Here is a 14187-nt window from a genome sequence, read left to right as displayed (position 1 = left end):
CCGTCCTTCCCCACCACTCCCCCCTGGAGTCGTTCCGGTCCGACCGTACATGGCGGGAGCGCGAAAGCCCCTCACCATAGGACGGTGAGGGGCTTCGCGAGGTTGAGCGCGGGCCGAGAGACTCGGTCGCCGGGGCTCAGTACCAGTGGTTGGCCTGCCAGAAGGCCCAGGCCTCGCACGGGCTGCCGTAGCGGTTGTCCATGTAGCTGAGGCCCCACTTGATCTGGGTGGCCGGGTTGGTGCGCCAGTCGGCGCCCGCCGAGGCGTACTTGCCGGCCGGCAGCGCCTGGAAGAGGCCGTAGGCGCCGGAGGAGGCGTTGACGGCCTGGTAGTTCCAGCTGGACTCGTGGTTCACGATGTTGCTGAAGCACTGGAACTGGCCGCTGGGCACCATCTGACGGGCCATCGCCTGGATCTGGCTGGTGCTGTAGGAGCTCTGGACGGCGAAGCTGGTGGCATCGCGCTTGGCGTCGCGGCTGGCCGCTTCCTTCTCCGCCTCGCGCTCCTTGGCCTCCTCGGCCGCCTTCCTGGCCTTTTCCTGCTTGGCCACGGCGGTCTTGGCGGCCGCCTTGCGGGCCGCCTCCTCGGCGTCCTTCTTGGCGCTCGCGTCCGCGGCGATGGCCTGCACGTCGGCCTGATGCGTCAGGGACGCGGTCTGCACCTGCGCCTGCTCACCCATGGGGATGTCGGCAAGCAGCGTCGTGCCTGCTGCCGTCGCCTCCGCGTCGTCGTTGTTCTGCGCGACGCTGCCCGAGGCAACTCCGACGACGCTTCCGACGGCGGTGACCGCCGTGGCCGAGGCCACTGCGAATCCCCGGACCGAGATCCGGCTCACACGGTTTCCTTCCAGCATCGCCCGCTTCGGTGACCCTCGCGGACGCAATCGTGCCCCTGGCGCTGGCCTCCCCAACTACGGGTCACGGGAGGCACGGGCCCGGTGGACAACTCCCCTGCGGGGAGCGCCGCTTGGTGCTCGGGCGGCATACGAGTCGGCTATGGAGTTGGCTCTGGTGCTTCTGTGGTGCCGTACCGCTGGGGGGACGGCTGTGTCGTATGCGGGGCCTGACAGGAATGAGACTCTGCCGTAACCCGGCGGGGTGAGGCAATTCTGTGTTGCGTGTGAAAGCTCACATCCCGTTTGGCCCAGGGGATTCGCGGAAATCCCCACACACCGAAGCGCCGCCCGGCTAGGCTCTGGGCCTTTCCGGACGGCGCCGAACCGGCGGGTAACCGGCTCTCATGCGGGCAATCGACCCTTCACGGGTCGGACTTCACGGAAGCGTCAGATGTGACCGTCCTCCAGCATTTCGGTCACGAGCGCCGCGATCTGGGACCTCTCGGAGCGCGTCAGGGTGACGTGCGCGAAGAGCGGATGCCCCTTCAGCTTCTCGACCACGGCGACGACCCCGTCGTACCGGCCGACCCGCAGATTGTCCCGTTGCGCCACGTCATGGGTGAGTACCACCCGCGAGTTGGCCCCGATCCGGGACAGCACGGTCAGCAGGACGTTGCGCTCGAGGGACTGTGCCTCGTCGACGATCACGAAGGCGTCGTGCAGCGAACGCCCCCGGATGTGGGTGAGCGGCAGCACTTCCAGCATCCCGCGCGCGGTCACCTCCTCGATGACCTCCCGGCTGGTGACGGCCGACAGCGTGTCGAAGACCGCCTGGGCCCAGGGGCTCATCTTCTCGGCCTCGGAGCCGGGCAGATAACCGAGCTCCTGCCCGCCCACCGCGTACAGGGGGCGGAAGACCATCACCTTCTGGTGCTGCCGGCGCTCCAGGACCGCCTCCAGCCCCGCGCACAGCGCGAGCGCCGACTTGCCGGTGCCGGCCCGGCCGCCCATCGACACGATCCCGACGTCCGGGTCGAGGAGCAGATCCAGCGCGATCCGCTGCTCGGCGCTGCGGCCCTTGATGCCGAACGCCTCCCGGTCACCGCGTACCAGCCGGACGCTGCCGTCGGGCGTGACCCGCCCGAGGGCGTTGCCGCGCTCGGACTGGATGGTCAGCCCGGTGTGCACGGGCAGCTCGGCGGCCTCGGGGACGTAGACCCGGCCCTCCTCGAAGAGCACGTCCACCTGCTCACCCGGCAGGACGAGTTCGGACATTCCCGTCCAGCCGGAGGCGTCCGTGATGGCCAGCTCCGCGCGGTACTCCTCGGCGAGGAGGCCCACGGAGGACGCCTTGATCCTGAGCGGGAGGTCCTTCGAGACGACGGTGACGTCGAACCCCTCCGCCTGCAGATTGCGGGCGACCGCGAGGATGCGGGAGTCGTTGTCCCCCAGGCGGTAGCCGGTGGGCAGCACGCTGGGGTCCGAGTGGTTGAGCTCGACGCGCACGGTGCCGCCGAGGTCCCCGATCGGGATGGGGGCGTCGAGGCGACCGTGCCGTACCCGGAACTCGTCGAGCAGGCGGAGGGCCTGCCGGGCGAAGTAGCCGAGTTCGGGATGGTGCCGTTTGGCCTCCAACTCCGTCACCACGACGATGGGGAGCACGACCTCGTGCTCGTCGAAGCGGTTCAGGGCGTTCGGGTCGGCCAGCAGGACGCTGGTGTCGAGAACGTAGGTGCGCCGGTCGGGCTTGTGGCGCTTTGTGCTGGTCACCACGGAAGGACGTACCCCCTCGGAAGAGGTCGGGGAGCGACGGAGTGGAGCCGGGCCGGGAGGGCTGGAACGAGCCGACCGGCCGGCCGAGCCGACCGGTCCGGGGCCTGTCGTGCAGACCCTTGGGGCCGCCCTGCACTGGCGCGGGCCGCGGACCGGCCCTCCGCCGCGTCTTCCGTGCCGTGACCGCACGGTGGGGCTGGTGCAAAGGACCTCCCGGGCGGACGGCTCCGTGCCGCCCGCTGAGATCCGACACCCGTGGGTCGGGCGTCGACCTGCTTGGGTTATGCCCTCGAACAAGCGCCGCCATGCCACGACACGGGACGACGCACCGGTGAACTCCTCGTTACGGCTGCACCAGCGGGCAGAGGACAGAAAACGAGGACAGAAAAACGGGCCGGTCCGTGGGGGGGGGATACGGACCGGCCCGAGGGGGGGTTTCCACCATAACCCTTCGTAAGTGATGCTGCGTGCATCGGCGTGCCACAACTACTCTCCGAAGTCGCCCGACAACGCCCGGATGCCGCGGAAGCCCTTATTCCGGCCCGAATCATGGCCACATCGCGGTGAACCCCTGACCGGGCGACCGATCCACGCGTGAGTCGAGTGAGTGAAGTGACGAAAGATGCGCGCCGACCCTCCGAACCCGCCGACGGCGGGACACCGCGAAACGGGGCCCCGCATCCCCCATCCGGGTGACGCCACCGCCGCATCCGGACTTGACCCGGCACCGCGCAGCCCCCTCCACTGCGCGGTGCCACGCGCGTAGCTTTGCTCACGCGAATTACCTGGTCCGAACCTACGTGACCGAACGGCTCGGATTCGACCCGCGGAGGACACCGGTGAATAACGATGTGGGAACCCTGTGAGGATCGGCGACTGTTTTGGCACCCTGCGGCCACGGACCTGATATTTGCGAAGGTGTGAGGCTTACGCCCGGAACATCCACGATGCACGGTCCGCGCCCTGACGTCGGCTCACGCCGAGGACGGCGGGGATCACTTGGCCGATGGCCGGTAACGGGCGCTTCGAACGGCAGTTCCCGGCCGTCCTCACCCGAAAGGGCAGGCGTACGGACGTACCGACCGTTGGTCTACGGCTTGCGCACGTCGAAAAGATGACGGGAGCTGTGGGCGACGAAGGGCCCGTCGGCCCGGATGCGCTCATGCAGGTCGCGCAGCCGGTCTCGGTACGCCTCGACGGTGAACCCGGGGACCATCCACACCACCTTGCGCAGGAAGTGGACGACGGCACCGACGTCGAAGAACTCCATCCGCAGCCGCTCCGCCCGCAGCTCCACGACCTCGAGCCCGGCCGCCTCGGCGTCGGCACGCTCCCGCTCGGGACGACGGTGCCGGCGCGTCTCCTCCGGCAACGGCCCGAGAAAGAACTCGATGAGCTCGAAGACACTGGCGGGCCCGACGTGCTGGGCGAAGTAGCGACCGCCGGGCGCGAGTACACGGGCGACCTCGTCCCAGTGCGGCTCGACGGGATGCCGGCTCACGACCAGGTCGAAGGCGCCGTCCGCGAACGGCAGGGGCGCCTCGTCGGCCGAGGCGACCACCGGGACACCGCGCGGGCGCAGCAGCCGGGTGGCCTCGGCTGCGTTGGGCGCCCAGCCCTCGGTGGCGACGACGAGCGGGGCCCGGTCCGGCCCGGCGGCCTCGAGGGCGAAGTCCAGCACCTCCCCTCCCCCGGTCTGCACATCCAGCACGGCGGTGGCGTCGGCCAGCCGCCCTGCCATGGACCTTGCGTAACCCCACGACGGCCGCGCCTCGGTGGCCCGCCCCTCGAACCAGGAGAAGTCCCACCCTTCGGTGGGGACGGAGGCACCTTCGGCCACGAGTTCGCCGAAGGAACGCACGTCGGCCATGGCTAGACCACCACCAGGGGCCGGACCTGCTCGGCGGCGAACCGCACGAACCCCTCCGGGTCGGGCTCGTCACCGGTCGGTTGCAGGATGACGGTGTCGGCCCCGGCCTCGGCCAACCGCCGCACGGCGTCGGCAACGGCCTGCGCGTCCCCCGCGGCGCCGAGGCCGGGCACGTCCGCGACGCCTTCGGCGACGAGCTCGCCCCGAAGCCGTTCCCGTGCCCCGGGCCCGGTGGCGGCGAGGAGATACACGACGACCGAGTGCGCGTCGTCGCCGCGTCCGGCCGCCGCACGACCCTCGTCGATGAGCCGCCGGGCGCGGCGCACACCGTCGGGCGCAGTGTTCGCGGTGAGCACGGTCCCGTCGGCGCCCTCACCGGCCAGTCGCAGCGATCGGGGCCCGGTGGCACCGGCGAACACCTCGACGGCCTGCCGCGGGGGCCAGTCGAGCGCGACGCCGTCGAGCTGGACGTAGCGCCCTTTCACGGTCACCCTGTCTCCCCTCAACAGGGAGCGCAGCGCGAGAAGATGCTCCCGCAGCAAGGTGACGGGCGACTCGACCCGCGCCCCGACCTGCCCCATCCACTCCTGCACCCCGTGCCCCACGCCGAGGACGGCACGTCCGGGGAACATCCGGTGCAGCGTGGCAGCCTCCATCGCGGTGAGGGCCACGTTCCGCAACGGCACGGGCAGCAGCCCGACGCCGACCCGCACCCGCTCGGTCCACGCGAGGGCAGCGGCGGCCGTGGAAATCCCGCCTTCGCGGAAACAGTCCTCCCACAGCCACAGCTCCTCGAGCCCCACCTCGTCGGCCGCCCGCACCACGGCGCGCAGCCGCTCGGGGGCCAACTGAGGACGGAATACGGCACCGAGTCCAGTCATGGTGCCTTCCTACCTCCGGCGCCGACCACTGAACAACACCATTACGAGGCCGCCCCCAACGGATCCTCGAAACGAACGGTTGCGACGATCCGTCGCAGCACGGCCCGGTACTCCTCCCGGCGCACGACAGCGGCAGTACTGACCGTCAGCACGGCCAGCCGCTTGCAGTCGGGGTGGGGGAGGTGGGCGTGGACCTGCAGGAGGGGGTGGTGAGGTAGAGGACTGTCCGTCTCTGGACGGCGTACGGTCTCGCTGATAGTCACGGGGCCGCAGGGCTGTTCAAGGTACTCGACGCGGCTGTGACCACCCGGGCCGGTAACAGCACGGGCCGCGGTAGCAGCCCGTGGGGCGGTTGCGGTGTCTCGCCAGGTGATGGTGAACAGGGAGAACAACGGCTGTGCGCTGCCACCGACGTCGTCACGATGCAGGCCGACCGAGCAATGGACCGTGCCGAGATCGCACAGCACCCCGAGCATCTGCTGCCCTAGTGCGAACTGCGCAACAAACCGCTGTCGCACCCATTCGCTGGGCGCCGCGTCGAGTAACGGAGCGGCAGCCTCACGCATCACACCGGCTTCCGGCGAACCCGGCTCGGCGAGCAGGGAGTTCAACGGCACAGGCGTATACCCTGCGGGCTCGGCGAACCACATCTCCGATCGTGCGTCGTTGACAGAGCCGTCCACGTAGATGCGCGGTGCGCTCAAAGGATCTTCCTGCTCGCTTCAGACGGAGTGGCATGGTCAGACGCACGTTCATGTGCAATGTCATCGGGACCGGATCCTGGCTTATCGGACCGCTCATCGACCTGAGGGTTCATGCGCTGTTCGATCACATGCAAGCGCCGAGGACACTTTCCCTTTCGCGTGGGTACGGCGATGACTCCCATGAGGCGGACATCCCCCGCAAACCAGATCTCCTCGATCTGGGATTTCAAACTCGGCTTCGCACGAGGAGCCATGCGCCGACACCACCAATCCAGGCGCAGATGCCGGGTGAATACCATCGGGAGCCACTTACCTGGGCAAGCGGGATTTGGCAACTCAAACCAGCCGTAGTGCTTACTGGGGACCTCTGGTCGATCAGTCAGTCCGTACGGAACCCTGTGGACGATCTGCCATCTGTGGCTGCGCAAAATTCGCAGCATCGACAGGGCTGCCGGGAAATATCGCAGCTGTGTCAGCGCACGGTAAGGCCCGTACACGAAGTATGGAATAAACACCCAGATGAGCCAGTCGGCCGAGTACACCGAGACACCGAGCAATGCGATCCAACCACTCACCCAGCCGAATAGGCCGACGACATTCATCATCATGTGACTGAGCCAAGCTCGACGGGTGGGCGGGTGCTCCCAAGCAGTCGTGCAGGCGGCAGGATCCACGTGCCCTTCCTTCCTACTCACCGACAGAACACGTACCTTGCAATGTCTACGATGCCTCCGCTGTCAAGAACGAGACGTGAGCCGTCGATGCCTGCGACAGTACCGTCCTTGATTCCGTCGTCCTCTGCGTCTACGACCTTGTTATACAGACCGAACCCACCTGTACCAATGCCTACCAAGCCCGAAGTGCCAGAAATGACGTTGGCTGCTCTGCCGGGATCGCGGAAACCTCGTACCGCTCGGGCGACCATCGAGTTTTCCAGGTTGGTAATCGCTCCGGCCTCATCGAGTACCTTGGAGCCGTAGGTACCGGCTCGCTGCCAGAAATCCAGTACTTGCCCGCTCCGTCGAACAGCTCGCGTGGCTAAAAAAGAACCTTTAGCCACTGCCGCGACACCTGGCAGAGCACCTACGGCGTCCGCTCCCACAGAAACCGCGTTGCTCCAGAAGTCGGCGTCGAGCTCCCCCTCCGTCATTCCGTCCCACAAAGACGCACGTACTTCCGAATCTCCGAGCCGCAGGCCAACCGCGACCACGCTCAACCCGGAAGCCGTGAGCATCAAGGAAGCAACCGTCACAATGCTCCACCCCAACGGCCCGGAGAGAAGAAGCGCCACAATCCCGATCACTCCCGCCACAAAGCTGAGGATGTCCGGAAGGTTGTCGCCCAGCCAGTCGAGTACCTCGTCGAACCAACCCGGCTCATGGGGCACCAACTTCTTCGTGGCGTCGCGAATCTTCCGCGCCCGATACCCGGCCTTCTCCTCATGCTCCTCGGCCAGCCGCTCCGCCTTGGCAATGATCTTCTTCAGTTCGGCCTGCGCATCGTCGAGGTCACCGTTCGCCCGCGTGAGGGCCTTCAGCGCGGCATCGCCATCGGCCCCGTCCTTCTTGAGGTCGGGATCGGCACCCGCTCGCTCCACCCGCCCCTGTGCACGATCGACCACGGCCTGGGCGTCCTTCGCATCGCCCTCCAGCTTCCTGGCCCGCCGCTGGAAGTCGTCGAGCTCGCCCACCCAGCGGTCCAGCTGCCTGGCCGCCTTCCGCACCGAGTGCGCCGCGTTCTTGAGGTTCAGCGGCAACGGCCCACCGTCCAGCTGCTCCCGAAAGGCAACGGCGGCGTCGCCCCTCCAGTAGCTGCCGTCGAGAAGCTTGGTGACGAGGTCGTACGCCTCCTGCAGCACCCTCGCGCACCCGCTGAGCTTCTTCTCCAGACCCCGCACGGTCTCCGTATCCCCCGGCACAGGGTTGAAGCCGAGGTGCGGATAGTCCGGATTCGGGATGGGCGGCACGGACTTGAGCCCCTGCGGCTTGCCCAGGTCCGCCCGCGACTGCGGGTCGAGAGCGGCACCGTACGTGTCCTGGCCGGCGGGGACGGTCACTTCGCACCGCCGCCCTTGGCCGCCTCGCGCGACTCCCGCAGCGCGGCCTCGAGCGCCTTGTCGACCTCGAGGTAACTGTCCTTGCTCTTGCCGATGATGTCGGCAAGGTCCTCCGTCTGCTTGCCGATCTCCTCGGAGCCGTACTTCCAATCGTCCTGAAAGGCCTCACATGCCGAGTCGAGCTCATCCGTGCCCAGCCCGACGATCGTCGCCTCCGACAGCGCCTTCCGGACGCCCCTGAGCGACGTCGACGACTTCTCCAGCGACTTCATGAACCGCCCGAGCTCGTCCCCGTCCACGGCAAGCCGCTCCGCCACCGGCCCATCCCCCTCTCACCGATCCACCGAACCGATGAGAGGAACGACGACGTCCGTCTTTCGTGGCGCCCTGGCGACGGCTGTCGCTCTGAGGACTGGCGGGACCGCTCAGCGGTTGACGGCCTGGATCTCCTGGACGACGACGTCCTGCTCCCCGGCCACGCCGAAGCCGAAGCCGTGATCAGGTGAGGTGTGCGCGTGGGTACACGCACCATGGCGGAGAACGAGGAGGGGGACGCGCCATCGGCCGGGGAGCGGCCCATGTTCCCTCAGCACGCGGGCCGTGCCAGATCTGCTCCGTCCGCGGGCTCTGTCCAGACGCTCGCTCCTACTCGTGCGGGACTTCCTCGACCACGGTCTCGCCGAAACGCCACGACCCGCGATTGCCGAACGCCTCCGCCCGCAACCCCATCTCCCACGCAATACGAGCAGCTCGCTGCTGCGAGATATCCGGATAGTGCTCCGGAGGAACCTTGATGTAGCCACGCCTGTCGGCGGGATACGTACGCAATGCCTCACGAAGCTTTTGCTCTTGTTCCTGGACCGTGGTGTGGTTGCGGGTGACGACTTTGTACACCTTGCGCACACCGGCCGACGGCTTGCCGTCGTCCCGACGTTTCGCGGCGTCGGACCCTCGCCAGGTCATCCAGGCGACAGCACCGATCCCGGCCAGCGCAAGCGCCCCCGCCCCGAGTGCGTCGCCCGTCGCGTCCGCCTGACCCGGAGTCTGGGGTCGCAGTTCTTCCTTGGGGTCCTCGATCACGGTGATGGTCTGTCCGACATCGAATGAGTCCGATGCGGACTTCAGAGCGCCACCAGGAACTTTCGTACCGTCTTGGTGTTCCAGCTCGTAGTGGTAGTCACGAGCCTTGCGCCCCTGTGCAGGATCGCGCCACTCCTCAACGACCGTCGCAGTGATCTGATTGCCGCGCCGGAGCAGCGTGAGGCCGTCGCGGGCCACTGAAGCGACGTACACACCCATCGCAGACGTAAGCACAATGAACAGGGCCGCACCGGCACTCGACTCCCTTGCCCCCAGTTTCCGAATCAGCACGATGAGAAGCACCCCGTGCACAACCCACAGGAGGATTTGAAGCACCGTCCCCAGGCGGCTCACCAGGTAGAACATGCCTGCAATGACGGTGAGCACATAGCAACCGATGGCGACCGCCACCAGGATCGGATGCCTCGCGCGCCCATCACCGACTTCGCCCTGCACCTGGGCCGCCCCGCTCATCGTTGTTGCTCCGATCCTTCGGCACCCCGCCAGTTGGCCTCAGGAAGACCTTCTTCATGTGGCTCGTCCGTCGAGATGGACTTCATGATGTCGCCGAGCACATCAAGGTATTCGGCCCAGTGCTCAATGTCCTGGGTCATGAAGACGAAGAGAACCGAGCCAGGGCCACTTTTCAGTGGCACACTGAATTGCACCTCTCGCATCGTTGCCGGTACGGGCTCGTCGAGTCCGAAGAGCAAACCCGGGATCTCGAGGTCCTGATCACGAATACAGAGGGCCGAGATGCCGTACGGCAGCATGACAAGGCCAATCTCGGCGTCCGGGTAGAGATGCCGCCACTGGGCCGCCGTTCGCCTGGCCGACCCCTGGCGGTCCTGGCTCTGGGGACCAGAATCCGGTCGCTCGACAAACACGCACAGCGTCCCCTGGGAGAGCTTGTCACCGCGCATGCGCAAGAGACAGTTCGATACGTGCTCGGCTCCGCTCGCGATCATGGTCTGGAGTATGTACTCGCCTGACACCACAAGGTTGAACTTCTGTTGCGGTGTGGCTTCGGCAAAGAGAGTGTCGGCCACGCTCGTCATCCGAAGCACACGCGACTCCGTATCCTCCTCCAGGTCGATCTCCGTGAAGCCAGGCGGCAACTCGAACCAGAAGTCGGCCGTGGCCGGTGTCACGGTCTCAGCGGTGGGCACACCGGTGTTCAGGGAGTCGGTGGGTGTCATCGGTGTCATCAGTCCGTCAACTCCCAAGCGCCGAGTCCGATAGTGCTGCCCACCGCGACAAGGCCGCCGAACCTTCCACCGCCGGCACCCGTGGCCACGTTGGCCACGCCGGTGCCCCACGTGGCCACGTCGTACCGGCCGGCACTCGTCTGGTAAGCGTTGACGGCGGTCGGGGCCGTCCACGCGAGTTGAGCCGCAGCCTGGATGCCTTCAGTAGCCGTGAGGGCCGCACCGCGCGAGACGCCCAATTTGGCGGCAGCTGCCATCACTGGTTTGTCGATCACCTTGGCAACGGGGTCCACACCCTTCATGAGATTCTTGGCTGTGGAACCCGCCGTTTTGATGCCGACCTTGGTACCGGCGGCGACACTTCCGGCTGCCCGTCCGGCTTTGACGCCCGCTTTGACGCCGCGGAACGCCGCTCCGACTCCAGGCACCATGCCGAGCGCGTCGCCACCCAGCGTGAGCCAGTTACCGATTCGTTCACCCGTGGGCGGCCAAAGCCCACTCCACCCATATGCCGCGGCGTGAGCCGCGAACGCCACCGCGCTCAGGCCGATGGCCAACGGAGCAAGCACCGGGCAGAAGATGGCCACGACCCCGATGACCGAGGCCGCGACGGTGATCCAGTCAGCGTGGCTCTTGATCCAGTCACCGATGTCGGAGAGGAGTTCGCCCACCTGACCGGGGAGGTCGGCTAGCGCCTCGCCGAGATCCGCGATGGCGTCACCGAGCTTGTCCCACATGCCGGGTTCGTTCGGAGCGATGTTCATGGCGCTCTTCAGGCGGTCGGCTATCTCCTTGCCGTACTCCTGATAATTGCCGGCCATGCGGCGGCCGCGGCGGCGGAGCTCCTCAAGCTCGTGTTCCTTTGCCTTCACGGCGCGGTCGGCGCCCTGGACCGCGTCCTGCTGGTCCTGTGTGTCCTTCTTGTCGTCGTCCGCATCCTTGAGCTTGTCGGCCTTCGAGTTCGCTTTACCCAACTGGTCCTGGACTTCGGCCGCCTGTGACTCCAGCCGTACGGCTGCTGCCTGCTTCGCTTCCATGTACGCTGCCCAGTCCTCCAGGACGGTGGCAGCGTCGGAGAACGAGTCACGGGCGTCATCCATCCGGGGACGGAAGTCGTCGTCGAACTTCTCGCGGAAGACCTCTGCCGCCTTCCCCTTCCAGTCCCCTACACCGGTTCCGTGCAGAACCTCGGATATCTCGGCGAGGGCCTTCGCCGTCCTGCGGACCGTCTTGGCCACGTCGTCAGCCATGGTCTGGTCACCCGGGCAAGGCACGAACCCAAGGGCAGGGAAGCTTTCCAGTCTCGTCGCGCTCACGACTTCTTACCGCTCCCCTTGCCCTGCTTCCTGTTCGCCTCGGCGAGTTCGTCGTCGAGCTTTTCGAAGGACTCTTTGACCGTGAGCAGCGCTTTGGAAGCCTTCTCTGAGAATTTCGTGAGTTGCTTGATCCCGTAGGACCACTCGTCGCCGAAGTCGTCCATGCGTCGGGCAAGTTCGGGCACTCCCATGGAGGTTCCGGAGACCTCCTCCATCTCCCGGCCCGGCTTCTTCATCAACTCAGCTATGTGGTCGAGATTGTGCCTCACCCGGTTCAGCACCTCGTAGTCAGCAGTCAGATCGCTCACGTTCCCCCCGTTCCTTCCCGAGCCCCAAGCGGTTGCAGCTGCGACGCGTTGTCCTCAACTGGTCAAAACTATCCGTGGAGCGCATGGGAACACCAGTTGGACAGCGACGCGCCAGCCACTGACTCGGTACGGCGCCATCGGGCCTCACGGCTGGTCAATGGCTGGGTGGCCCTCAGGCCGTACTCGCACGCACGATCCTCCGGCGGCACAGCCCACATGCGCCTCCCGTCCTCGGATTCGGGGACATCACCGACACCCCAGTCCCCGTGACAGGCCTGGACGATGCGGGCCGTGACTCGAGCAGCCGATCTTCGCCGCTTTGTAGACGGCGGCAAAGCACGGGGGACTGTCGCGGTGATGGCCGTCGATCGGCCGACGCTCTGAGGGCTGGTGGGACCGCTCAACGGTTGACGGCCTGGATCTCCTGGACGACGACGTCCTGGGTGGCGCCGAACGTGCCGTCGGGGAGATCCCCGCCAGCGCCGCCGCTGCCCGTCCAGTGGATCTCCCAGGTGACCGTCGCCCGGAGCGGAAACGTGTCGTCGCCCGAAGAGCGCAGGTACTTCACCCCGCACGGCGGCGTCTCGTCCGCCTTGCCCTTCTCGTACGGAGCACCGATGCGGCCGTCCTTGATCTCGCAGACCCCCGACGTCGGATAGGTCTCGGCATCCGGCGTACCCGGTTTGATCTGCAGCGAGACAGGCTCCGCCGTGGCCGTGGCGTTGATGCCGAGTACCTCCACGGACGCGGTGACCGAGACCGGCTTGAACTCGGCACCATTTAGCCAGGCCCACGTCGGGAGGTTCACCTTGGTCGTCTCAGCGGGCGCCAGCGTCACATCGGTGCTGGGGACACGGATTTCCGCGTAGGCGAGCTCGGCAAGGACCTCGGGGGTGACGGCGTTCTCCTTGTCCGCGGGTGGAGGATCGCCCTTGTCCACCCAGAAGTATTCGGTGTCGCACTTGTCCCAACCCGGCGGGTAGCTCTTGTTGACGTACGAGCCCCACCAGAAGCCTTTGCCTGTCTTGTCCTTGTTGAAGCCCTTCTTCTCGTCTTTGGCGTTGTACTTCTCCCGCTGCTGGGCGTCCCACTGGTACCCCGTGGACTCCGCCTCCCAGATCGGCTCCAGATAGTCCTGCAACTCCTGAGGCGTGTACTTTGGGGCATACCAACAGGCTGGCGGCGACCACGACGTGGATGACGTCACCGCACCGACCGAGTCACCGCTCCCGTTCTCGGAACGGTCGAACACGACGCCACCCACGGTCACCGACACGTTGCCGTTGCTATCAGTGTCGGCGCGCTGTTCTGTTCCCGAGTTCTGCGTGTTGCCGTCCAGGATGTCGTCCGCATGCGCCACTCCGGGCAGGGCGAAAAGCGCCAGAAAGCCACTCACGACAGCCGCGACCGGCAGCCTCTTGAACCCATGTGTCAGGGCTGGCACTTGGCGCTCCCACTCTGTGAGTCAATGTTCTGGATCTCCCAGACGCCGTCGCCGTTCTTCTTCAGCGACGTGTGGTAAATGACGTAGCTCTTGGCGGTTACCTCGGTCTTCCTGACCTTGTTGGTCTTGAGGTACTTTACGTAAGCCTTGCCCTGGTCTTCGCAGTATGTGAAGGAAGCGGTGCCGTCTTCGTCCACTGCCACTTCAGGTGCGTAGAAGCGATACCTGCCCGTGATGGCCGCCTCTTGATCCACGTAGTTCTGAATGAACTTCTGCGTACCGGCCGCGGCCTCGCCCTCGTAGTAGTAGAGGTACGCCTTGTCGAGCGGGTCCTGATTGACGATCGCCAGGTCTACGGCCTTGATGGACTGCTCACTGTCGGCAAGGACCGCGTCCTTGTCCTTGTCACCCGTCTTGGGCCAGTCGAAGGTGTAGGAGAGGTCGGCGGGCAGTTCGATCTTGGGGCGGTCCGGCTCCGACGACTCGGCAGCGGTCGGTGACGCCGACGGGGTGGAACTGCCCGTGTCCGCCCCCGCGATCTTGTCCTCCCCCTTGTCGGAACTGTCGTCGCTTCCGCACGCGGACAGCGTCAAGGCCGCTGTGGCGGTCAGCGTGAGCGCTGCGATGAGGGTGGGGCGGCGGCGATTCACGGTCAGCTCCAGTGTGGGACGAGGCTTTCTTCAGCGAAGCAACGCTATCCACCGGGGCCGAA

The 14187-nt window shown here is 66.6% G+C and carries 14 protein-coding genes; all 14 read right to left on the bottom strand.

Annotated features, from left to right (window positions below; all coding sequences use genetic code 11):
• Window positions 1-136: 136 nt before the first annotated feature.
• The gene (locus AB0P07_RS03055) at window positions 137-835 is read right to left on the bottom strand and encodes a transglycosylase SLT domain-containing protein (protein ID WP_365544221.1); all 699 of its coding nucleotides are present in this window, start codon (window positions 833-835) and stop codon (window positions 137-139) included.
• Window positions 836-1282: 447 nt separating this feature from the next.
• A complete protein-coding gene (locus AB0P07_RS03050; RefSeq protein ID WP_365544218.1) occupies window positions 1283-2608 on the bottom strand; it encodes a PhoH family protein in 1326 nt (441 codons plus the stop codon).
• A 1090-nt stretch (window positions 2609-3698) separates the two neighbouring features.
• Complete coding sequence (locus AB0P07_RS03045; protein WP_365544215.1) at window positions 3699-4478, bottom strand: class I SAM-dependent methyltransferase; 780 nt, start codon at window positions 4476-4478, stop codon at window positions 3699-3701.
• A gap of 2 nt (window positions 4479-4480) precedes the next feature.
• On the bottom strand, window positions 4481-5359 hold the full coding sequence (locus tag AB0P07_RS03040) for an LLM class flavin-dependent oxidoreductase (RefSeq protein ID WP_365544213.1): 879 nt from the start codon (window positions 5357-5359) through the stop codon (window positions 4481-4483).
• A gap of 41 nt (window positions 5360-5400) precedes the next feature.
• Complete coding sequence (locus AB0P07_RS03035; RefSeq protein ID WP_365544210.1) at window positions 5401-6063, bottom strand: hypothetical protein; 663 nt, start codon at window positions 6061-6063, stop codon at window positions 5401-5403.
• Window positions 6060-6737, bottom strand: a complete 678-nt coding sequence (locus tag AB0P07_RS03030; protein WP_365544207.1) for a hypothetical protein — start codon at window positions 6735-6737, stop codon at window positions 6060-6062. The genes AB0P07_RS03035 and AB0P07_RS03030 overlap by 4 nt, the downstream gene beginning before the upstream one ends.
• Window positions 6738-6754: 17 nt before the next feature.
• Window positions 6755-8119, bottom strand: a complete 1365-nt coding sequence (locus AB0P07_RS03025) for a hypothetical protein (protein ID WP_365544204.1) — start codon at window positions 8117-8119, stop codon at window positions 6755-6757.
• Window positions 8116-8436 (bottom strand): hypothetical protein, encoded by a 321-nt coding sequence (locus tag AB0P07_RS03020; protein ID WP_365544201.1) that lies wholly within the window; start codon window positions 8434-8436, stop codon window positions 8116-8118. The genes AB0P07_RS03025 and AB0P07_RS03020 overlap by 4 nt, the downstream gene beginning before the upstream one ends.
• A 328-nt stretch (window positions 8437-8764) precedes the next feature.
• Window positions 8765-9673, bottom strand: coding sequence for a hypothetical protein (locus tag AB0P07_RS03015; RefSeq protein WP_365544198.1), 909 nt, complete (start codon window positions 9671-9673; stop codon window positions 8765-8767).
• The gene (locus AB0P07_RS03010; RefSeq protein ID WP_365544195.1) at window positions 9670-10398 is read right to left on the bottom strand and encodes a hypothetical protein; all 729 of its coding nucleotides are present in this window, start codon (window positions 10396-10398) and stop codon (window positions 9670-9672) included. Before AB0P07_RS03010 ends, AB0P07_RS03015 begins: the two co-directional genes overlap by 4 nt.
• Window positions 10399-10406: 8 nt before the next feature.
• Complete coding sequence (locus AB0P07_RS03005) at window positions 10407-11657, bottom strand: putative T7SS-secreted protein (RefSeq protein WP_365544192.1); 1251 nt, start codon at window positions 11655-11657, stop codon at window positions 10407-10409.
• 62 nt (window positions 11658-11719) lie between these two features.
• Window positions 11720-12031 carry a hypothetical protein gene (locus AB0P07_RS03000; RefSeq protein WP_365544189.1) on the bottom strand — a complete coding sequence of 104 codons (312 nt, stop codon included), beginning with the start codon at window positions 12029-12031 and terminating at the stop codon, window positions 11720-11722.
• A 400-nt stretch (window positions 12032-12431) separates the two neighbouring features.
• Window positions 12432-13370, bottom strand: a complete 939-nt coding sequence (locus tag AB0P07_RS02995) for a hypothetical protein (protein ID WP_365544540.1) — start codon at window positions 13368-13370, stop codon at window positions 12432-12434.
• Window positions 13371-13462: 92 nt separating this feature from the next.
• A complete protein-coding gene (locus AB0P07_RS02990) occupies window positions 13463-14125 on the bottom strand; it encodes a hypothetical protein (protein WP_365544187.1) in 663 nt (220 codons plus the stop codon).
• Window positions 14126-14187: the final 62 nt, after the last annotated feature.

Origin of the sequence: Streptomyces sp. NPDC085944 (genome assembly GCF_040686295.1) — a bacterium.
GTDB classification, from domain to species: Bacteria; Actinomycetota; Actinomycetes; order Streptomycetales; family Streptomycetaceae; genus Streptomyces; species Streptomyces salinarius.
Note: the sequence above shows the minus strand (reverse complement) of the source record. Positions and strands in the feature narration are given on the sequence as shown.